Raw genomic sequence first — 23100 nt, 5'->3', positions numbered from 1 at the left:
CTTATGGCATTATTATGGCTTGTCCTTGTTGGAGGCATTGTCGTTGTTATACATGGTGTGTGGTTTGGACGACCGGCACTGCGAAAGCTCAAGTACAGCAGACAATTCAGCAAGCTGCGTTGTTACGCTGGAGATGAACTTGAGATGGTGGAGACGATATCGAATGAGAAACGGGTCTCCGTACCGTGGCTCAGACTTGAATCGATGATGCCAGTGTCGTTTGTATTTCGTTCCGGCTCAGGTATGGATATTAGTCAAGGCGAAATCTATCAGAACCATAAGAGTATTTTTACGTTAAAACCGTTCACTCGTATTACGCGCAAGCATCCTTTTACATGTACTCAGCGTGGGATTTATCCGTTAAATACAGCAACGATGACAGGTGGGGATCTTTTTGGCGTGTGGCGTTCCACCAAACCGATTCCTTTGCAAATGTCTATGGTCGTGTATCCTTCATTAGTGAATGCAGAGGATCTTCCTGCGATTTATCAGGTATGGCAGGGAGAAGTGGAAGTATCACGATGGATCGTTGAAGATCCTTTCTTGATTCTGGGTGTTCGGCCTTATGGCGCAGGCGACCCCATGAATCGTATTCACTGGAAAGCGAGTGCACGTACAGGTGAATTACAGGTCTACAAGCAGGGATGGACAGCTGATCCGCAATCCTGGATTGTAGTCAACATTCAGGAATCTGCAGATATGTGGAGTGTTGTTACTCGACCGGAAAAGATTGAACGGGCACTTCGTTACGCTGCCACGGCTGCAGTGGATGCCATCGGTAGAGGGTTGCCGGCAGGTTTCGCCCATAATGGTTATCATGTGGGTGGAGGCCGCGATACACTTCGGATTGAGCCGGATTATGGCACGCCACATCTGGAACGGTTACTGGAAGCTATGGCTGGGACAGAGTTGAAATGTATGGTGCCCATGGAGCAATTCCTGAATGACGAAGTACGTCTGAATGAAGAAGCACAGCAAATCCGCAGCTATCTGCTAATTACATCCTACGTATCTGCCGCTATGGAGCACGAGATTGCACGTCTGCACGAACAAGGGCATCGTGTAACGATTCTCCCGGTAGAGGACATGAAGGGGAATACGAAGGCGGTGAGTGCATGAGGAGCAGACAGGTAGCGACGACCACAGGACTCATAGTGATGCTTGCCGTCTTGATGGCTGGCATATATCTATTTCCGATATTTACGCTTGCTTCATTCTACGCAATGGAACATTTGCCGTTCACATTATTCATCCTGGTTGTTCTCGTAGGTTGGTTGGGACAATTCATTCAGCATAAAATTCCAGGTTTTAGCGAGAAAAGTACATTCATTCGTGGAGTAACGGCACTCGTCGTGGGATTTTTCTTCGCACTCGTTGCTGGGATGAGCCTCATTCTCCCATTGCCGGATATCATCACATTGGTACTGTGTGGAGTCATCTCGGCTTATGCAGGTCTGACCTTCCAGCCAGTCTTTCATTCTGTGTTGTTATGGCGCTTGCAGATTATGGGTGTAATCAGTGCGATCGTGCTTATGATTGCTTCGAATTCGTTGGAATTCATGCAGCCGATACAAACCTACACTGTATGGATCTATATTGCGGGAGTGATCAGCTTTGCTTTTTGGCTGGTTGGACGATATATGCTGCAACTGGATCAGGCAATACTTAATGATGGCAAGAGAAGATTGGTATTAAGAGATTTTGCACGTGCGAATCATCAGCGGTTCATGTGGATGTTTATTGTTATCGTTGCGATCGGTGCTTTCCCAAGTCTGGCTGCCTGGCTGGGGCCGCTACGTGACCGCTTGCTCGCATGGATCAGGGGATGGTTTGGTCCGATTTCCGGCGAGGAGCCACGATTGCCAATGGACAACCCCAATCAGCCGCTAAATATACCGAATGACTGGAGGGAGCCGCCATCCGAGCCCTCAGTCTTCTGGAACATCCTCGGATGGGTAGTGATGTGTGCTGTAGCAGGAGCCATCCTGTGGCTGCTTCTGAGGTTGGGACAAAAAACGATAAACAGACTTATAGACCGATTCAAGGGGATGTTACAACCAGGTGAAAAAAAGGCAGAACCACGGAAGGAGTATATCGATGTCAGTGAGACGCTTGATGCGCCAGCAAAAGTCCGAAAGAATTGGTTTCGTAAGAAAGAAGCGCCACCTGCACAGGATGCTGAACGTGTTCGGTATTACTATCGGACTTGGATTGACAGAGCCGCTCATCGAGGAGTGGATATACAGGGGACGCACACTCCGCTCGAGGCTGCACAGACCATTATTCAGAATGGTGTGAAGTTGGAAGAAGATGAACTGTCTGCGAGACTTCCAGATACGTATAACAGCGTGCGGTATGGAGGAAAGGTTCCGGATCATTCCGATATGGTTGAGATTGACCGAATCTGGAAATCTTATCGAAGTAAATAAGTCCGGAATCCCTTTACTTTTCTTGTCACGTTCAAGTATCATGAGAGGAATACACAAGTTGGTCAGAAAAGGAGCAGACATTAATGAAGACAAATCATTGCAAAATTGTAGATTGTACGATCCGTGATGGCGGATTGGTGAATAATTGGGACTTTAGCGTGGACTTTGTTCAACAGCTGTATGCTGGATTGAATGAAGCTGGCGTTGATTATATGGAAATTGGATATAAGAACTCTCCGAAGTTGCTTAAAGGTGCCGAGGAAGCAGGACCATGGCGTTTCCTGAACGATGATTTCCTGCGTAAAGTTATTCCTCAAAAAGGCAATACCAAACTGTCTGCACTGGTTGACGTTGGACGTGTGGACGAAAATGATATCTTGCCTCGCAGTGAGAGCATGCTGGATCTGATCCGGGTTGCCTGCTACAGCAAAGATGTGGACAAGGCACTTGCACTGGTTCAAACATTCCATGATCGTGGATACGAAACTACACTGAATATTATGGCACTCTCCAATGTTATGGAGAATGAATTGCTGGAAGCATTTGAATTGATCAAAGAAAGCTCCGTAGATGTGGTTTATATTGTAGATTCTTATGGCAGTCTGGATCATAATGATGTGAAGTATCTGGTGGAGAAGTTCAAGACTCACTTGCCTAACAAGCGTCTTGGTGTTCACACACATAATAATATGCAACTTGCGTTTTCTAACACATTGGTTGCGGCGGAACTTGGCGTTGAGCTGCTTGATGCTTCTGTGTATGGTATGGGACGTGCGGCAGGTAACTGCCCAACCGAATTGCTTGTGGCTCATCTCAAAGGAACAAAATACAATCTGCGTCCAGTACTTGGTGTATTGGAACAGTTGATGGTTCCACTGAGAGAAAAAGAAGAATGGGGTTACATTCTGCCTTACATGATTACAGGTGCGTTGGACGAGCATCCACGTTCAGCGATGGCGATTCGCTCATCGGAAGACAAGGATAAGGTTGTTGATTTCTATGATAAATTAACAACACCAGAAGTGAATTTTGATAAGTAATTTAGTCTGAAATACAGTTGCAAATTAGGAAAACATGGACTCTAACTGGAGATCCATGTTTTTTTAGTTCTTAATGCCTTGTTTTTCTCTATATTTATGAATAAATATTCCTAGGAGTAACTATTTTTTAGTTCACGTATACAAATTTAAATGTTATTATGTACCAGATAGCATGTGTATGCATGTGAATTGAACGTTGGTTAATATGTTTTTTGTCGAATCGTGTAGTAAGTTGTTAAGTTTGGTTAATGTAATTCAGGATAGGTGATCCCGGGAAGGAAAACACGGCATGAAGGTTAATCTGCAAGATCAGAGAAAAATAAGTTGGGTCGCTGTGTGCGGCTTATTGTGTTTCCTCGCAAGTCAATGGTTTCGTTCTTCTTCAAGCTCTGATCTGATCATATCGGGTTACCCGGTTTTGACACTCTTGGGTGGATTCGCTGCGGCAGCCGCTTGTATCGGCATCTATAATCAAAGCTGGTTGTTTCGGACACAGAAGCTAACTCTTCGGAGGACATTATTGACAACACTCTTTTTATTGATTGGTCTGTTTGAACTGGTTCATATCGTTTCATTTGCAGAAGAGATTCCAAATGGAGCCATGATGGAATCGGAGTTCTCCTTAATGATGTCAACCATGGGATCTTTGGTATGTTCATTAGGTTTACTGCTCGTGTATACCATTAATGAGAAAGAAATTGCATTACCACGCAAATTCTTACTGTTCAGTGGGACATTGGGTACCTTTGTTATTTTGTACATAGTGGCTATTCAGGAATGGAGCATATTGCCAAGTATGCTTGAGGGGGAAGTGCTTGGTGGTATCTTCACTCGAGTTCATTTTATGATCGGATTGCTTTATGGCATTATTGCAGTTCTTTTGTTTTCACAATGGAAAAAAACCAAAGATGGTGATTTACCAACCATTCTATGTGGCATTCTGTGTTTCTTTTTTGGTGAATGTTATTTTGTTTCAGCAACTGGGGTGAACGATTTCAATCTGTTGTTAGGATTGCTGAGTAATTGTATGGCATATTTTTTCATTCAAAAAGGGCTGTATACGTCCGTAGTGGACATGCCTTTCCTGCAACAGCAGGTCGCGGAAGCCAAGATGAACTATATTGCTCATCATGATGATGTAACCGGACTTCCAAACCGTCGTCGCCTTTCACAACGGTTGAAAAAGATGATGGATGATGCCGTGGTGCAGGAACAGCTTGTTGGTGTATTGGTCCTGAATATTAACCGGTTCAAAACCATTAATGATTCGCTCGGACAGCAAGCAGCTAACCGGGTTTTGCGTCAGGTAGGCCAACGACTGAAACATTCGTCACTTCCAGGAGAAGAAGTCTTTGGATTGGGAAGAGATGAGTTTGCATTAACGATGACAGATTTCAGTTCAACCGATACAGCGTTGCGTCGGACAAGATCCATTTTGCAACTTTTTGAGAAGCCCGTCTTGGTTGATGGCAATGAGTATCATCTTACACTTGGAATCGGGATGGCCATTTTCCCACATGATGGTGAGTCACCACTGGAGATTATTCAGAATGCAGATACGGCTTTGCACAGTGCGAAGGAACAAGGAATGGAACTGAATCGTTTTGCCCATGCGATGCAGATGAAGGCACAGGAGCGTTTGCAGCTTGAGAATGATCTGCGCAAGGCGTTGGATCGAGGTCAGTTCTACCTGGTCTACCAGCCGCAGGTTAATCTGCAAAGTGGGCTAATCGTTGGCATGGAAGCATTGGTGCGTTGGCAGCATCCGCAGCGAGGCTCGGTATCTCCGGCGGAATTTATTCCTCTGGCAGAAGAGAGTGGGCTCATTGTGCCACTTGGCGAATGGGTGCTTCGTGAAGCGTGTGCACAGAACAAACAGTGGCAGGAAGCCGGTTATCGTAAACTGTGTGTTTCGGTGAATCTGTCGATGAGACAATTCAGGCACTCCCATTTGTTGGACAATATCAATGGCATTCTCAAGGAGACAGGATTAGAACCTGTATGGCTTGAACTGGAGATTACAGAGAGCATGACATTTGACAAAGACCGGTCGTTCGAACAGTTGCGCAAAATCAAAGAAATTGGTGTGCATATCAGTATTGATGATTTTGGAACGGGGTACAGCTCGTTGCACTATCTGAAGGATCTGCCGATTGATCGGCTCAAGATTGACCGTTCATTCGTTAATGAAGTCATGGAGGACAGCAATAACGCTGCGATTGTATCTACCATCACTTCAATGGCGCATCATTTACAACTGAAAGTCACAGCTGAGGGCGTGGAGAACGAAGAACAGATGGTCTTTCTTCGTAATCAACACTGTCACGAGGCTCAGGGTTATTTCTTCAGCAAACCGATTAAAGCCGCTGAATTTGAAAAGCAGTTTTTGAGAGATGTGGATAAGCCTACAGGATAGGGAACAGCGGGGGCGCAAGGGTGCTCCTGCTTTTTTAAGATGGATGTGTAATGAAAAAAATGGAAAATATGACTTGCATGCTATAGAGGATCATGGTATATTATTATTTGTAAAATCACTGTTGAATTCCTAAGGAACTTAACAATTAAATCTTTAATCATGCGGGTGTAGTTCAATGGTAGAACTTTAGCCTTCCAAGCTAATAGCGTGGGTTCGATTCCCATCACCCGCTTAATGAAGCAGTACCGGAGCCCTTGCGATGCAGGGGCTTTTTTCTATTACCTTAAAAGAAATCCCGTGGTAACAGCGATCAGAAGATTGTTCTGTTTTCGTAGTGGCGAGTAAGTAAGTATTCTTTAGTTTAATTTATATACCCTTTGCTTTTTTACAATGATCTGGTACAATAACGGAGAAATTGATACTACACATGAATGAGAGGTAACCATACGTCCCATGAAGTAAAACACATGAATTGAACCCCAGTTAACTGCAGACGGTTTTATGACGCAGTCAGCCAGAGCGGCTGAGCAATGAGGGGATTCGTGTGTCCAAATTCAGCTATGGGATCAGGTATGGAGCAAGTAAGCCTTTGAGGTTTACGTGTACCCTGTGTTTGGGGTTTCTTTGTTCATGCCGTAGCTTACCTTAGATCTGTCTTTGAATGCTTGATCCAACCCTGAATTGCTAAACCGCCGGCTGATGCCAGCGGTTTTTTTTGTTCAGCAGAAAGGATGCAGGAAGGATGAGGCCTCATGATGACATTGGTACGCTTACATGAAGTATCAAAAGAGTGGAACGGTATTGAATTGTTTACAGGATTGAATTTGGAGATTAATGAGGGCGAACGACTCGCCATTTTGGGTCGCAACGGATGCGGCAAGACAACGTTGTTACGTATCATTTTGGGTGAGGAGCATGGTGGTGGACGGATTGAACGTCATATCCCTCAGCAGGAATGGGGGTTCATGCGCCAGCGCTCGGAGATTGAGGCCGGGATGAATGTACTGGATGCGGTCCGGCGTGAGAGCGGTCAGATCTATGAAGTGAAACGGAATTTGGAAGAACTGGAACAACGTTTGAGCATGAGCACTGAAGCGGATGAAGAGTTGCTTGCAGCTTATACACAAGTGATGGGGCAATATGAACAGTTGAACGGTTATATGTGGGAGACTGAGGTAGAGAAAGTACTGACTCGCCTTGGATTATCCGCGGAGCATTGGAATAGACCCTATCATTCCTTGAGCGGTGGACAAAAAACAAAGGCTCGTTTGGCGGGGCTGCTTGTCAGCAAACCCAAATTCCTGATCCTGGATGAACCGACAAATCATCTGGATGAGGGAAGCATGCGTTGGCTGGAAGAGTGGTTATCCTCATATGAAGGTACGCTGTTATTTGTATCACATGATCGTACGTTTATTGATCAGGTAGCAACAGGAGTCATTGAGTTCAGTCCAGATGCCCTGACCAAATACAAGGGCGGATACTCCGACTACAAGATCCACAAAGAGCGTGAATTACGCGAACAGGAAACGATCTACCGCAGGCAGGAATTGGAACGTAAGGCGCTGGAAGAAACGATTCGAAATTATCAGGAATGGTTCCATAAAGCGCATAATTCGGCGACTGATGTGGAGGTGAAGATCACCAAGAGCTTCTACAAGGCCAAAGCCAACAAAAATATTTCACGTTACCATGCGAAACAAAAACAGCTGGAGCGTTTGGAGCGGGAACGGGTGGATAAACCTCGTGAAGCTGCAAAGTTGAACATGGAATTACAGATGAATCCACTGGCTGCACGCCAGTTGCTTGCGCTGGAAGAGGTGAGTTTTTCATATACGGGAGACAAATCATTGCTACGCAATCTTCGAATTACTGTGGAACGCGGAGATCGGCTTGCTGTACGAGGTCCTAATGGAACCGGCAAGACAACACTGCTGAAGTTGATGATTGGTGAACTGGAACCTTCGCAAGGCAAGGTCACACGGCATCCACAGCTGAAAATCGGTTACTTTTCACAGGAGCTGGAAGGGCTTCCCGAAAATCTGACGCTGCTGGACAGCTTGCTTACCCTTCCATCCATGACACAAAGTGCGGCACGGACCATTCTGGGATGTTTCCTATTTTCCAGAGATGATGTGTTCAAGCGCATTGGGGATTTGAGCATGGGGGAAAAGTGCAGAGTGGCATTTTTGAGACTGTACTTTGGCGGAGCCAATCTGCTGGTGCTGGACGAACCGACGAATTATCTGGACATTGATACCCAGGAAGTCATGGAGAATGTATTAAAACAGGCTTCAGGTGCTTTGGTGCTTGTATCCCATGACCGGATGCTGACGAAGTCACTCGCGAATCGGTTATGCGATCTGGAGGCTGGTGGCACAGCAACTCTGTTTGAAGGAGGTGTGTCGGATTGGGAGCAGTCCACCAAACTTCGGGAGGTGGCGCTGGAGACCCGGGAATCCGATGACGAGCGGTTACGATTGGAGATGCGCCTATCGGAGTTGCTGTCTCCTGTGAGCACTGCTGGAAAAGACAGTCTGACACAGCCCGAGCATTCGAATGAGCGAGCAGTCGAGGCAGCTGAGATTCGCGAAATCCAGCAGCGCCTGAAACAATTGAAAGATAAGGGTGCAAGCATAAATTAGAACATGGACGGCTTGCTATTTCGATCTATTTTGCATATAATTATGAACGATCATCGATGATTACATCGATATAGGTAAGTGTTCAAAAAGATCGGTTTTCAGTACCAAGAAGATGGGATGAAGATAGAAATGGAGTAGCGGAGCGTAGGAAAACTACGTGAGCAACGGACATTTCGGCTGAATGCCATATTCGACGCTGATGATGCCGTCAGGCATCATTCGTAATCAAAAGCGGACTTTTTGACAACCTCTAGAGGTTTAACTTAAAAGCAAACGTGATGATGGAGATAAGTAAGCAGTGCCTCTGGACAGGGAGGAAGCGCCGTAGATTGAGAGCGTTTCTGTAGAACAAGGCTGCCGAAATTCACTCCGAAGCGGTTCCCTGAACCTGTTTGTGTGCAGACACAGAGGCAACAGTAGGGGCAAACGGTTAACGGTCGTTATTCCGTACAAAGTGAGACAGAACCAGTTGCAGGCCAGAAGGGCCACGCAGCAATGGATGTCTAACAAGGGTGGTACCACGGTCTTTTCGTCCCTTCAGGGGAGAGAAGGCCTTTTTTTGTTGCAAAAACACCACAAAAAGGGGGCAATTACACATGAAAGAACGTTTAGAGGCATTGAAGATCGAAGCGCTGGAGCAGTTGTCTGGTGTGAATGATCCGCAGACGCTCGGTGATCTGCGTGTGAAGTATTTGGGGAAAAAGGGTGCATTAACTGAAATTTTGCGTGGTATGGGTGCACTTAGTGCGGAGGAACGTCCAGTTATTGGTCAAGTAGCCAATGATGTTCGGGCTGCCATTGAGGAAGTCATCGACAGCAAGCAGGATCAGTTCCAGAAGGAAGAGACGGCGAAGCGTCTGCAATCCGAGAAAATTGATGTGACCCTGCCAGGACGTCGTGGACGTCAAGGCGGGCTGCATCCACTGACCAAAGTGGTACAGGAGATCGAAGATATTTTCATCGGTATGGGATACCGCGTTGCGGAAGGTCCTGAAGTCGAAATGGATTATTACAACTTTGAAGCATTGAATCTGCCGAAGAATCACCCGGCGCGCGATATGCAGGATTCTTTCTATGTTACCGAAGACTTGTTGATGCGTACCCATACATCTCCGGTTCAAGTACGTACCATGCAGAGCATGAAGGGCGAAGTGCCTGTCAAAGTCATCTGCCCAGGTAAAGTATACCGCCGTGATGATGACGATGCGACACACTCTTTCCAATTCAACCAGGTTGAAGGATTGGTCATCAGCGAAAACATTCGTATGAGCGATCTGAAAGGGACCCTGCTGCAATTCGTACGCGAAATGTTCGGTTCCCACACAGAAATTCGTCTGCGTCCAAGTTTCTTCCCGTTCACGGAGCCAAGTGCGGAAGTGGATGTAACCTGTGTACAATGTGGCGGCAGCGGCTGTCGGGTATGTAAGCAAACAGGCTGGCTTGAAATTTTGGGAGGCGGTATGGTTCACCCGAAAGTACTGGAAATGGGTGGTTATGATCCGGAGAAATACAGTGGTTTTGCATTTGGTATGGGCGTAGAGCGTATCGCGATGCTGAAGTATGGTGTCGATGATATCCGTCACTTCTACAACAGTGATCTGACCTTCCTGAAGCAATTCGGACGGCTGTAACTTTAAGACAAGAAAGATTAACCATATAGAGCAAGCGGATGAAGAATGAACAGGGAACACCAATTTATAGATGAAGGAAGTGAACGTCCATGAGAGTATCGACAGATTGGCTGTCTGATTATATTTCCCTTGAAGGTGTGACGCCACAGGAATTGGCGGAGAAAATCACCCGTGCGGGTGTCGAAATTGATGTAGTGGAGAACCGCAACAAGGGCGTGAATAAAGTTGTTGTAGGTTATGTGAAGAGCAAGGAGAAACACCCCGATGCAGACAAACTGAATGTATGTGTCATTGATGCTGGTCAGGAAGAAGATCTGCAGATCGTGTGTGGTGCGAAAAATGTGGATGCAGGCCAAAAAGTAGTCGTAGCCCTGGTCGGAGCGAAGCTCCCTGGTGGATTGGATATCAAAAAAGCCAAACTGCGCGGTGTTGTCTCCCTTGGCATGATCTGTTCCGCCAAAGAGCTGGGCATGAACGACAAATTGCTGCCCAAAGATCAGCAGGAAGGTATTCTCGTTCTGCCGGAACAAACGGAGATTGGCACGCCGATCAGCCAGGTTCTTGGTCTCGACGACCATGTGCTTGAACTGGACCTGACACCGAACCGTTCCGACTGTCTAAGCATGCGTGGTGCGGCTTATGAAGTGGGTGCCATCCTGGGTCGTGAAGTGAAGCTGCCAAGTCCCAAAGACCAACTGGTTGAAGCTCGCGATGCAGCTGCGAATCATATCTCTGTAGAGATTAAGGCACAGGAGCAATGCATTCACTATGCAGCTCGTTATGTAACCGGCATTAAGCTGGGTGCTTCCCCGCTGTGGATGCAAAACCGTCTCATGGCGGCAGGTGTTCGCCCAATCAATAACATCGTTGATATCACGAACTATGTCATGCTGGAATACGGTCAACCGCTACATGCATTCGATGCGGATAAGCTGGAAAAGGGCCATATTGAAGTGCGGATGGCCAACGAAGGTGAAACGATCGTTACGCTGGATGGACAGGAGCGCAAGCTGGAGCCGCATATGTTGCTCATCACAGATGGCGTGAAACCTGTAGCGATCGCTGGGGTTATGGGTGGCGAGAATTCCGAGGTATCGGAAGGCACAGTGAATCTGTTGCTGGAGTCCGCCAAGTTCGATGGCGGAACCGTTCGGAAAACGTCGCGCCAACTGGGGCTGCGTTCCGAAGCAAGCATGCGTTTTGAGAAGGAAGTAGACCCGGGTGCGGTGATTACGGCTTTGGATCGTGCGGCTGAACTGATTCAGCGTTATGCTGAGGGTGAAGTGCATCAGGGAATCGTGGAAGCTGGAGCGGAAGCTGCGGAGAAACGTGTAATTCAATTGTCGCTGGACAGACTGAATCGTTATCTGGGAACCGATCTGTCTTTGCTTGAGGTAAAAACGATCTTCGCTCGCTTGCACTTTGCATGTGGTGATGCTGATCAAGGATTGCTGGATGTGGAAGTACCAACACGCAGAGGGGATATTACGCTCGATGTGGACTTGTTTGAAGAGATTGCACGCCTGTACGGATACGACAACATTCCAACCACATGGATTGAAGGACCGACAACTCCGGGGGCATATACACGCTCTCAAGCGATGCGTCGCACCATTCGTGGATTGCTCTCAGGCAGTGGCTGGCAGGAAATGATCAGTTACTCCTTTGTACACCCGGATAAAGCAACATTGTTCCCGGCATTGACACAAGGCAGTAAAGCCGTGAAACTCGCGATGCCTATGAGTGAGGACCGAAGTGTGCTTCGTACGAGTATTTTGCCGCAAATGCTGGATGCAGCGGTGTATAACATGAACCGTAAACAGGATTCACTGGCTGTATTTGAAGTGGGCAATGTGTTCTTCACTGAAGAAGATCAATTGACCAAGCAACCGCATGAGATTCCGGTACTGGGCTTGCTGCTTACTGGGAATCGTGCAAGCCAGCAGTGGAATGTTGGAGCGGAGAAAGTAGACTTCTTCGATCTGAAAGGTGCCCTTGAGCATCTATTTGCCTATGTGGGGCTTGAACAACGCATTCGCTTGGTAGCGAACAGCCCTGAAGGATTCCATCCGGGACGTTCCGCATCGGTTTACCTGGAAGGTAAGGATGGCGGGGAAGGCACATTGATCGGTACATTGGGTCAATTGCATCCGGAACTGCAACAGCAGTATGATCTGAATGATGTGTACATCGCAGAGATTGCACTTGAATCGATCTACAGCGAAGCAGACGCAGATATTCGTTATCGTGAGCTTCCGCGTTTCCCAGCCATGGAACGTGATATCGCGGTTGTTGTGAATGAGGATGTTGAAGCTGGAGATATGCTGCGCGCCATTCGTGAATCGGCGGGTGAATTGTTACAAAACGTACAGGTATTCGATGTGTTTACTGGAAGTAAACTGGGTGAAAACAAGAAAAGCGTGGCGATGGCACTGGTGTACCGGAATCGTGAACGTACACTGACCGATGAGGAAGTTACTGAAGTTCATGCCCGTGTAGTGGCTCGTCTGGAAGAGCAATTCGGAGCGGAATTGCGTAAATAGGACAAAAGAAGATTTTTTGAACAAAGATTAGCAGGAATTGTTTGAAGTCACATCGAATCCTTAGCATTAGAGGATCGATGTGACTTTTTTGTGATTACAGCTTAGAATCAACATACAGACTTGAAGGAGGGCACAACTGTGACTACACCTGATCGTACACGCGTCACCGTAGAGATCTACGGGACTTCCTATAAACTGGTTGGCAGCAGTGCCGACTATATGAAACAAGTAGCTAACCTGGTAGATGAGCGTATGGGCGCAATCTCCAAGCAAAATTCCCGTCTGGATACTCCGCGCATTGCGGTACTGGCGGCTGTACATATGGCTGAACAGTCTCTTCAGACTCAGGAAATCCGTAATGAACTGAAGATGCTCACTGGAGAACGTACAGAACTGAGAAACGAATTGAATCGGTTAAACGCCATACAAAATGAACATCAACAAGAATTGGAACGGCGTGACCAGGCTCTTGCTGATTTACAGAAGCTGAAGCTTGAAGCAGAGCAGGCGCTGCAAAAGGCTGAAACGGACAAGATTTCAGAGATAGCCAAGTTGAATAAGCTGCTGGAGCAAGAACGCGCTCAAGCAACGGAGCGAGTGCAGAAATTGCAGGCTCAAGCTACGGCACAACTGAAGGAAGCAGAAGCCAAGGGAACGAAACAGCTGAAGGAAATGGAAGAGAAAGCGGCTAACCAGCTTAAAAATGCACAGGCACAGGCCGCTTCTCAGCTCAAAGAAGCTCAGAACCGTTCTGCAGCCGAATTGCAGCAGGCGCAGGCCAAAGCTGCGGCACAATATAAGGAATTGCAGGACAAGACTGCAGCTCAATTAAAAGAAGCCGAAAGCCGTGCCGTTGCAGAACGTCAACGAATTGAGGCCAAGGCTGCACAGCAGGTTCAGACAGCCAAGGAAGAAGCCGAGTCAGCCATTCTGTTAGAGTTGGAACAGGCTGAGAACAACCTGAAGAAAGCTCAGGAAGAAGCAGCGCTGCAATATAACGAACTTCAGCAACAGATGGAACTTCGGCTTCAGCAGGCTGAAGAAAAAGCGCTGGAACAGACTCAGGCTCTGACGGATCAAGCGAATCAGGAGCGGGCTGCCTTGCAGGAACAAGCGGAGCAGAAGCGCCTGAATCAGATAAATCAATTAAATGCGGAGTTCAAAGCATTATCCGAACAGTCAGAACTCGAATGGATGGAGAAAGAAGCAGCCCTCGAGGAACAAATGCAGCAAGCCAAGGAAGCAGCAGCGTCCCAGGCGAAAGAAGCCGAAGCGGCGGCAGAGGCCTTGTTGCAAGAAGAACAGGGCAAGCTCAAGCAGCAACTTGAGGAACAACGTAAACAGGCGGAGACTCGACTATTAGATGTCGAAGAACAATTAGAAGAAGTAATGACCCAGCTCATCAGTGCACAGGACATGGTTGCAGAGCAAGAACAGCAGCTTCAGCACGAGCGTGGTCAATTGGAATCGTTACGTCATGAGCATGAGGTTCGTAAACAGGAGCAGGAAGTTCAGACTCGCCGAATTACGGAACTGGAACAACAACTGGAGCAGTTGAAAGAGGACCGTTCCCAGTTGCAGGAGCTTTTGCGTGAAACGGAACAGGCTGCCCAGCAATCCCGTGATTCACAGGAACAATGGAAGCAGAAATATAATGAAACTGTGGATAGAGAAACCTCTCTCACAGCACAGCTACGCAAACTTCAGGAGCAACATGCACAGCTTGAACAGGAAGTGCAAAAGCTTCGTGAGGCTGAAGTGAAGTCGGAAGAGGAACAGCGCAGACTGCAAAAGGTGCTTGAACAGGCTCATGCAGCGGTGCGTACATTGCAGAATGAGATTGGCACGCTTACGGAACGTGAGCAGTCCTGGAAGGACCTTGCTGAGCAGCGATTGGCTGAGATCGGAGATCTGGAGAACCAGATTCTTGAAGTTGCTGAACAGAATGAAACGTTGGAGTCTGGTGTGCAATCCCTTCATGATGAATTGTCCGTGGTGAAGGAAGAGTCTCGTTTCAACCATGAAGAGGCTGTGCAATACCAGAAGGATGCAGAGCTTTTGGAAGAGAAACGCAATCAGCTTGAAGTTGAGCTGAATGTTGTTCGGGAAGAGCTGAACCGACTTCAGGATAACTATAAACAAATCCGTAATGATTACAGTGATGCATTACAACGGGAAGAGAATTACAGTTCCAAGCTGGATGAATTGAGCAAGGAGAAGCAAGAGATTGTGAGCGCGCTTGAAGAAGCAAGACATTCTTCAGCTAAACTTTCCGAGCGTTACTCTGAGCAAGAGAGCCGGCTAGCCCAGACTGAGGAAGAAGCGTTGGAGTGGCAGATCAAACACGAAGAACTGTCAGCCAAACAGGCCGAGTTGGCATCCCGTCTGGAGCAGTTGACAAGACGTGAAGAAGAACTTCGCTCAAGCGTTGAACAAGCAGAGCAGAACGACCAGGTGTGGCAACGCCGTGCAGATGAATGGGCGGCTCAGGAGCAATCCTGGCAGGAACGCTGGGCTGCACTTGAGAATGAACTGACGGTTTGGAAGAGCGAAAGTGCTGCAAGTAGTGAGTTGCTGGAGGGACTGGAGCAAGAACGACAGCAGCTGGACAAGTTACGTGCAGAAGCGACCCAAGAGAAAGAGATCATGGAAACTGAACTGCTTGAGATGGGGGAGCGTTACGAATTAGCGGCCAATCAATTACGTTTGTTACAGGTTGAACGTGAAATGGAGCAGGAGAAGGCAGAGCAGCTGAACACGGAATATCGTCAGTTGCATGATGAATATACGAAATTGCAGACGGAATATAACGAATGGATTGAATTGATTGAACAGGACCAGACCTAACGGAATGAATGTAGCAGGACTGGCTCGTGGGCAACGTACTCTGGTACAATTTGTTATACTAAAGAAGGAGCTCCCGTCGCTGCGGGGGCTCCTTGTCTTGAATACTATTCTTCAACGATAATTTTGGAGATCATGCTGCTGTGTCCTGAACCACAGAAGACAGAACAGGACATTTCAAACTCACCAACTTTGTCCGGGGTTATGACTTTGGAGCTATTTCTGGTATCCAGTTGAAGATTCAGCTCAGGCACAAGGATCCCGTGATTTCCGTTTTCATTTTTATAAACAATGTTAACGGGAACGCCTTTTTTAAGATGGTACTCAGGTTGATCGAATTCATAGTTGCTTGCCTTGATGATCAGTTCTTCACTGGCTGTAACTTCAGCATCGGATCCATTGCTGCCAGATTCTGCGGACTGTTTCGCCCCTCCACATGCAGTGAGGACCAGAATTAACATACAGGCAGCGAGCCATGTTATGCCTTTCTTCATCATGTGCCTCCTTAAAGCGTGATATGGATAAAATTTGAATGATTGCTCCAGTCATCATACCGCAATATGTGGATGCCTGTACACGCTGCGTATGTCGTTTTTTTGAAAATTGTACGTGTACGGCAGAGAGTGGTACTGCCCGAATGAAATAAACCCCTTCCGGCACATGGCCTTCAGAGGTTTAGGAGAATTCATGGGGACGTTAAGGAGAAGTGGAGATTAACTTTTGGAGCTTCGTCCGGCATCAAAAGGGGTGGATACCGGGATGAAGAGATCGATAATCCCGATAACCAGCGCAGCGAGAATGGCACCGAGCAGGCTGACCTCAACATGATCTACAACATATTGACCAAGCCAAATTACCAGTGCGCTAACGATAAATCCGACAATACCGCGACCAAACGGGTTGACCCTTTTGCCGAAGATACCTTCAACGATCCAGCCGAGCAGGGCAATGACGAGAGCAAGCAACAGGGCGCTCCAGAAGCCACCAACGGCGAATCCGGGAACGATCCAGCTGACGACCATTAATACAATTGCGGCGATGATAAATCGCACGACATGTCCCAGGAAATTCATGGCGTTTACCTCCTTTTATTCGGATTGAACTGAGCAGGACAACTCCAAGGGGATGGAGAGGTTGCACAATCCTGACACCTGTAGTTTGTGGTGCTATGGTTTAAGTTATGTGTGGAAGGATTCGTTAAATAGCGTAAGAAAGTTTCTTTCGTTATAATACAGATATAGTTTGGAAGGAGTTGTACACTTGGACACGAAAATTTTACACACACTGGAATATCGCAAAATTTTAAATACATTGCTTAGCTTTGCCCAGACGACCATGGGAAAAAAGAAAGCGGAGCAACTTGAACCAAGCAGTGAACTTGAAGAAGTGAAGCGGTTGCTGCAGCAAACCGATGAAGCCTTCACATTTGATCGCCTGAAAGGCTCACCGTCGTTTGGGGGAATTGTAGATATTACGGCTTCCATCAAACGTGCTGAAATTGGAGGCACACTTAACCCTCACGAACTTTTGGGAATATCCAATACAACCTTCGCGGCGCGGCGATTGAAACGTCAGATTGGTACTTTGCATGAAGATGAGCCCATCGAATCTTTGTTCTATATCAGTGATCAACTGTCAGAGCAAAAAACGCTTGAGGATGCTATCAAAATCTGTATTGACGATAATGCAGAAGTTGCCGACAGTGCAAGCGTAACGTTGGCGCAGATTCGTCGTGAACTGCGAGGCGGAGAAGCGCGGATTCGCGAAAAACTCGATTCCATGATTCGATCCTCTACCGTATCCAAGATGCTGCAGGATCAGCTCATCACCATCAGAGGAGACCGTTTTGTTATCCCGGTGAAAGCTGAATATCGTTCGTACTTTGGCGGGATTGTGCACGATCAATCCGGTTCGGGTGCGACATTGTTCATTGAGCCGGAATCCATTGTTGCAATGAACAACAAATTACGCGAGACCCGGATTCGGGAAGAACGCGAAATAGAAATTATTTTGCAGAAATTGACGGCACTTGTCAGTGAGCAGGGAGAGTGGCTGTTGTATGATGTCGACTTGCTGGGATCACTTGATTTTATCTTTGCCAAAGCACGTCTGGCTCGTGAACTGAAAGCAACATTGCCTCGCATGAATGACCGCGGGTTCCTGAAGCTCAAGAAAGGCCGTCATCCACTGATTCCGATTGAGAACGTGGTTCCAATCGACATAGAGTTGGGCAATGATTACACATCCATTATCGTGACAGGTCCGAATACGGGTGGTAAAACGGTAACGCTCAAAACAATTGGATTGCTCAGTCTGATGGCTATGTCCGGTTTATTTGTTCCGGCTGAGGATGGCAGTCAGTTATGTGTATTTGATGCGATCTATGCAGACATTGGGGACGAGCAGAGTATTGAGCAGAATCTGAGTACTTTCTCCAGTCATATGACCAACATCATTCGTATTCTGAAAAACATGACACCAAAAAGTTTGGTATTACTCGATGAACTTGGCGCAGGGACAGATCCGGCTGAAGGTTCCGCACTGGCGATCTCCATGCTGGAGCATATGCACCGGACGGGATGTCGCATGGTTGCAACCACTCACTACAGTGAACTGAAAGCATACGCATATGAGCGTAAAGGTGTCATTAATGCGAGCATGGAATTTGACATCAACACACTGAGTCCAACCTATCGCCTTCTGGTGGGTGTACCTGGACGAAGTAATGCATTTGCCATTGCAGAGCGACTGGGACTGCCGGGTTACATTCTCGACTACGCTCGTGGCGAAGTGAAGGAAGAGGATCAACGGATTGAGCACATGATTGCTTCTCTTGAAGAGAACCGTCTTACGGCTGAACAAGAGCGTGAGAAGGCCGAGAGCTTGCGCCAGGATATGGAGAAATTACGCAGTCGTCATCAGACCGAACTGGAGAAGCTGGAACAACAGCGTGATCGCCGGATTGAAAAAGCAGAAGAAGATGCACGCAGCATTGTGGACAAGGCTCGCGCGGAAGCGGAGAAGATTATAGCAGATCTTCGCCTGTTGGCTATGGAAGAAGGTGCTTCCGTGAAGGAGCACAAACTCATTGCTGCCCGCAAACAGCTGGACGAGGCTGAACCGGAGAAACGCAGAAAAACGGTCAAGAAGACGGCAACAGCGCCGAAGACTCGTGCTATCGGTCCTGGTGATGAAGTGCTTGTCTACAGTTTGAATCAAAAAGGCCATGTTGTAGAGATGGCGGGTAGCAAAGACGCTATGGTACAACTGGGGATTATGAAAATGAAAGTATCCCTGGATGACCTGGAACTGCAGCAATCGGCTCCCGCAGCCAAACCAAAGCAAAAACCGGTAACGGGTATGAAGCGCACACGTGATGACAATGTGAAAAGTGAATTGGATCTGCGTGGTACAAACCTGGAAGAAGCCCTGATGGAGACAGACCGGTTCATTGATGAAGCTTTCCTTGCCAACCTGGGCCAAGTTTATATTATTCACGGTAAAGGTACAGGAATTTTACGTTCCGGTATTCAGGATTACCTGCGTAAGCATAAACATATTAAAAGCTACCGGCTGGGCAATTACGGAGAAGGCGGGAACGGTGTGACCGTCGCAGAATTGGAATAGCCGGTCCATGAATCAATGATATTCTGCGACCTTATTCATGAAGGTCGCAGATGGGGAGAGGGGAACGGTGCGTGATAGAAAGCATTGACCAATTGCTGTCTCATCCCTTGGGGATGGTACTCGGTTTTTTCTCGGTAGCGATTATGGAGCTGCTTGTATTTCTGGCTTGCTTCGAACTGGTGACCAAGTATAAATGCTGGACGGAGATCAAGAAGGGCAATGTGGCCGTTGCGATGGCTACAGGAGGTAAGATCTTCGGGATCTGCAACGTATTGCGGTTCTGCATACAAGCGAAATCTTCGGTATATGAAGCCATGACGTGGTCATTCGTAGGGTTTATCCTTCTGCTCATTGCCTACTTTTTGTTCGAATTCCTGACACCCGTGTTCTCCATTGATAAGGAGATCGAATCGGATAACCGAGCTGTCGGATTGATATCCATGATTATTTCAGTCTCGCTGTCGTTTGTTATTGGCGCGAGCATTATCTAGGGGGACCGGTCATGAAGATATTGATACGGATTTTGTTTGCGGCATCGATCGTGTTTTTTGCCATCGGTGTCATCTATGTAATGAATACATGATTATATGAAAGAGAAAGGTTGATCAATATGGAAACAACAGTATGCCCTTGGTGTCAGACGGAGATTGTATGGGATGAGGAGCTCGGTCCCGAAGAAGAGTGTCCTTATTGCCACAATGAGTTAAAAGGATACCGAACGCTCAACATTAACATCGATGATGAAGAGAACGATGAAGCTGAGGACGACATCTATGATGTAGACGATGTAACGAACGAGAAACAGACTACGGATCTTTCGGATCTGTGGGGGGATGAAGTCGAACTCAAATTGCCAGAGTTGCGAACGTTAACCAAATACGCGGATGAAGGTAATGATCTCATTCAGTATGAACAAGGTGTACAGAAGCAACTTGATCATCAGGAAGAAGTACCAGAGTGCCCGAATTGCCGGGAATTCATGATTCTCGCAGGTACACAAGCTACAACGCAGGATAACTTCACACCAGTTGCTAACGCAGCTTCAGGCGAAGGGTCACTATTGGCATCACCGTTTAAAGTATTGACCTATGTATGCTCGGGATGTTTCCAAGTCCAATACAGCCTGTCTGAGGAAGATCGTCTGCGTCTGATCAAGAACCTGAGTACGCAGGAATAAACATTTGGGAGATTCTAACCAATTTCATAGCCATCCTGAAGATTCATCATGTTTTCCTCTTGCTTGGGGCACGTTAACCCTAAGACCTACCTGGACATAGTTCACTTCAGGTGGATGAAGGAGGAGCAGATGAAGATTACTTTAGGCCGACAATCCATTCTGCTTTTGGGCGTGAATGGATTGTTTGCGTTAGCCGGAGCGCTGTCAGGAACCTTTTTGAATGTGTTTCTGTGGAAAAGCCGTCCGGATTATGCCATGTTGGGGTGGTTCACTCTCAGCCAGCAACTGGCCATTGGACTGACATTCTGGCTTGCTGGTAAATGGGTCAAGGAACATAATAAAATGAGTGCACTGCGACTAGGTACTGCGCTGTCCGGCATATTTTATATGATTGTCCTCTGGGCTGGTTCCAAAGCTGTAGACTGGATATGGCCTCTGGGTATGCTACTAGGTTGTTCCTTGGGGCTATTCTGGATTGCATTTAATGTTGTGTATTTTGAAATAACGGATCGGGAAAACAGGGATTTATTCAATGGCTGGGTCGGGTTACTTGGTTCGATGACAGGGATTATAGGTCCATGGTTCTCCGGTCTGATTATTACTCGCATGACAGACAACACAGGATATCGGCTCATCTTCACGGTATCACTCGTTATTTATGTCATAGCGGTAGTTTTTAGTTTTTTTCTGAAAACAAGAAAGGTGAGCGGTACATACCGCTGGTCGGAACCTTGGATACAGCTATCCAAGCGGGGTAGTCCCTGGAGGACCTTAGGCTTGGGTTTATTCGCTCAGGGCGCACGAGAAGGTGTCTTTGCCTTCCTGATTGCACTGCTTGTATACTTGGCCACCGCACAGGAGTACAAATTGGGGCAGTTCTCACTCATCACTTCTGCTGTGGCACTAGTAAGTTATTGGGGAGCCGGGAAATGGTTCAAACCACAGTATAGATCAAAAGGCATGTTCATTGGAGCCCTCATCCTGCTCGTTGTGCTTCTTCCTCTTCTCTGGAAAGTGACCTATGGTACGTTGTTAATTATGGGGATTGGGAGTGCTGTTGCGATGCCGTTGTATGTACTACCGATGATATCAGCGGGATTCGACATGATGGGCACAAGTGGCGAAAATGTGGAGAAAAGGGTTGAACTTGTCGTTTTGAGAGAATTATGCCTGATGCTTGGCAGACTATGTGGATTGGCCATATTTATTGTGACGGTCATAAATGCTCCGTCTCTACGCATGTTAACCTGGCTTATTATTGTCCTCGGTGCTTCTCCGCTAATCGGATGGATCTTCATGCGCAAATTATTGAACCGAGCGGAAGGGCAAGAGCCCTCGGCTTAGCAGGCTTCCAAATATATAAACAGGGTACAGCGGCGGGAAAGAGAACTTTCCGTGTGCTGTACCCTGTTTGTATTGATTTATTTTGATGTTATACAGGAGATGGTTTACTTGTACGTGTGAGTGAGAACAGATCCATATCAGGGTTTGGTTTGCCAGTAATAGCATCCACAATTAAGGAAGCAGCAATCATGCTGTATACCGTCCCGTTACCTCCATACCCTTCTACAAAATATGAATGCGGATAATCGGGATGTGTGCCGATCAGGGGGAGGCCATCATTCGTATTACCAAACACGGCACCCCAGGCATAATCGACTTCAAGATCATCTAAAGGGAAATAGGAACGGACCTCTTCCAGAAGTGTATCTCCCCGATGTTTTGCCCGTATTTCACGTTGATCCTCCCGAGGTGTTTCTTCATCCAAACCGCCTGCGATGATTCGGCCGTCCGGTGTTGTTCGCATATACAAATATGGGCGAGCTGTCTCCCAGATCATGCTGTGTTCAAACCATTCACTAAGATCAGACAACGGTTTGGTAGCAATCGCGTAGGTCGTTTTCAGATAGGCTCCACGATCCTTTTTGATGTCCTGTGTCTCGTAACCGGCAGCAAATATGACCTTCTTGGCACGGATTTTACCGTTGGCAGTGTGGCAGATTACACCATCTTCATCGTATTCACAGTGTATCATCTCCGTCTGACCATAGATTCTAGCGCCACGTTTACTTGCGGATTCAAATAAGGCATGAACAAAACGATAGGGGTTCACTTCCGCATCTCCCATTGTGTACAGTGCAGCGGGTTTACTGAAGGGGAAATGCTGGCTTATTTTGTCGGCATCCCACAGTTCAGCTTCAAAACCATAACGCTTCAAGGTCTGATATTCTTCCTCCAATTGGGCCACATCATCTTCACTGCTTGCAAAACAAAGACTTGTTCGTGGGATAAACCAAGGGTCTGTATCCAGACTGTCTGCAATTTGAGCAAGCTGTTTCATGGCTTCACGACAAAGCTCATAAAAACGTACGCCTGTTGCTTCACCAAAAGTGTGGATACATGAGGTTAGTGTTTTGTCATTGGTGTATTGTAAAAGACCTGTATTGGCAGAACTGCTGCCATGAGCAATGTTTCGCTTATCAATGACAACGGTGTTAATACCCTGCTCCGTGAGTAGTTTAGATGTCAGTGCGCCCCCCATGCCCCCACCAATGATGAGGCAGTCACAAGAGATGTCTTCTTGTAGAGCAGAATAATTAAATGTTGAATTGAAAGTGGAGGGCCAGAAAGGTGTGCCATAGACCAGATTCATTAGAAACATCTCCTTTATAATTTAAATTTGTATACTTTTGTGTGACCGGGTTAACAATAATTGCGCATAAACTTTATGCCGAGGAGGCCATCGAA

Annotated in this window: 15 protein-coding genes and 1 tRNA gene; 13 read left to right on the top strand and 3 right to left on the bottom strand. The window is 47.1% G+C overall.

The features are described from left to right. The first annotated feature begins 3 nt into the window (after positions 1 to 3). From QVE09_RS10520 to QVE09_RS10480, 9 genes are all read left to right on the top strand, one after another. Positions 4 to 1119, top strand: a complete 1116-nt coding sequence (locus tag QVE09_RS10520; RefSeq protein ID WP_315936766.1) for a DUF58 domain-containing protein — start codon at positions 4 to 6, stop codon at positions 1117 to 1119. Beyond that, positions 1116 to 2429, top strand: coding sequence for a hypothetical protein (locus QVE09_RS10515; protein WP_315936765.1), 1314 nt, complete (start codon positions 1116 to 1118; stop codon positions 2427 to 2429). Before QVE09_RS10520 ends, QVE09_RS10515 begins: the two co-directional genes overlap by 4 nt. A gap of 83 nt (positions 2430 to 2512) precedes the next feature. Then, positions 2513 to 3469 (top strand): aldolase catalytic domain-containing protein, encoded by a 957-nt coding sequence (locus QVE09_RS10510; protein ID WP_017689644.1) that lies wholly within the window; start codon positions 2513 to 2515, stop codon positions 3467 to 3469. 289 nt (positions 3470 to 3758) lie between these two features. Then, positions 3759 to 5885 (top strand): bifunctional diguanylate cyclase/phosphodiesterase, encoded by a 2127-nt coding sequence (locus tag QVE09_RS10505; protein WP_315936764.1) that lies wholly within the window; start codon positions 3759 to 3761, stop codon positions 5883 to 5885. A gap of 161 nt (positions 5886 to 6046) precedes the next feature. Then, positions 6047 to 6117, top strand: a tRNA-Gly gene (locus QVE09_RS10500). A 520-nt stretch (positions 6118 to 6637) separates the two neighbouring features. Further along, complete coding sequence (gene abc-f, locus QVE09_RS10495; RefSeq protein WP_315936763.1) at positions 6638 to 8530, top strand: ribosomal protection-like ABC-F family protein; 1893 nt, start codon at positions 6638 to 6640, stop codon at positions 8528 to 8530. A 596-nt stretch (positions 8531 to 9126) separates the two neighbouring features. Further along, on the top strand, positions 9127 to 10161 hold the full coding sequence (pheS, locus tag QVE09_RS10490) for a phenylalanine--tRNA ligase subunit alpha (protein ID WP_017689641.1): 1035 nt from the start codon (positions 9127 to 9129) through the stop codon (positions 10159 to 10161). Positions 10162 to 10250: 89 nt separating this feature from the next. Continuing rightward, entirely contained in the window at positions 10251 to 12704 is a 2454-nt protein-coding gene (pheT, locus tag QVE09_RS10485) for a phenylalanine--tRNA ligase subunit beta (RefSeq protein WP_315936762.1), read from the top strand. Between the two features lie 138 nt (positions 12705 to 12842). Next, positions 12843 to 15551 carry a hypothetical protein gene (locus QVE09_RS10480; RefSeq protein ID WP_315936761.1) on the top strand — a complete coding sequence of 903 codons (2709 nt, stop codon included), beginning with the start codon at positions 12843 to 12845 and terminating at the stop codon, positions 15549 to 15551. Positions 15552 to 15655: 104 nt separating this feature from the next. Here QVE09_RS10480 and QVE09_RS10475 read toward each other — a convergent pair whose 3' ends face one another. Then, positions 15656 to 16042, bottom strand: a complete 387-nt coding sequence (locus QVE09_RS10475; protein WP_315936760.1) for a cupredoxin domain-containing protein — start codon at positions 16040 to 16042, stop codon at positions 15656 to 15658. A gap of 219 nt (positions 16043 to 16261) precedes the next feature. Then, positions 16262 to 16621: a phage holin family protein gene (locus QVE09_RS10470; protein ID WP_017689637.1), complete on the bottom strand. Its 360-nt coding sequence runs from the start codon at positions 16619 to 16621 to the stop codon at positions 16262 to 16264. A gap of 187 nt (positions 16622 to 16808) precedes the next feature. Between QVE09_RS10470 and QVE09_RS10465 the strand changes: the two genes are divergently transcribed. The 4 genes from QVE09_RS10465 (at position 16809) to QVE09_RS10450 (ending at position 21696) form a co-directional block, all read left to right on the top strand. Then, positions 16809 to 19175 (top strand): endonuclease MutS2, encoded by a 2367-nt coding sequence (locus QVE09_RS10465; RefSeq protein WP_047842259.1) that lies wholly within the window; start codon positions 16809 to 16811, stop codon positions 19173 to 19175. A 71-nt stretch (positions 19176 to 19246) separates the two neighbouring features. After that, positions 19247 to 19666: a DUF350 domain-containing protein gene (locus QVE09_RS10460; protein WP_036610109.1), complete on the top strand. Its 420-nt coding sequence runs from the start codon at positions 19247 to 19249 to the stop codon at positions 19664 to 19666. Between the two features lie 119 nt (positions 19667 to 19785). Further along, positions 19786 to 20352: a hypothetical protein gene (locus QVE09_RS10455; protein ID WP_076327048.1), complete on the top strand. Its 567-nt coding sequence runs from the start codon at positions 19786 to 19788 to the stop codon at positions 20350 to 20352. A gap of 129 nt (positions 20353 to 20481) precedes the next feature. Beyond that, complete coding sequence (locus QVE09_RS10450; protein ID WP_315936759.1) at positions 20482 to 21696, top strand: MFS transporter; 1215 nt, start codon at positions 20482 to 20484, stop codon at positions 21694 to 21696. An 88-nt stretch (positions 21697 to 21784) separates the two neighbouring features. Here QVE09_RS10450 and QVE09_RS10445 read toward each other — a convergent pair whose 3' ends face one another. After that, complete coding sequence (locus QVE09_RS10445) at positions 21785 to 23005, bottom strand: NAD(P)/FAD-dependent oxidoreductase (RefSeq protein ID WP_315936758.1); 1221 nt, start codon at positions 23003 to 23005, stop codon at positions 21785 to 21787. Between the last annotated feature and the right edge of the window lie 95 nt (positions 23006 to 23100).

Source organism: Paenibacillus sp. ClWae2A (genome assembly GCF_032452295.1).
GTDB lineage: Bacteria > Bacillota > Bacilli > Paenibacillales > Paenibacillaceae > Paenibacillus.
This window is presented reverse-complemented; position numbering and strand designations above follow the sequence as displayed.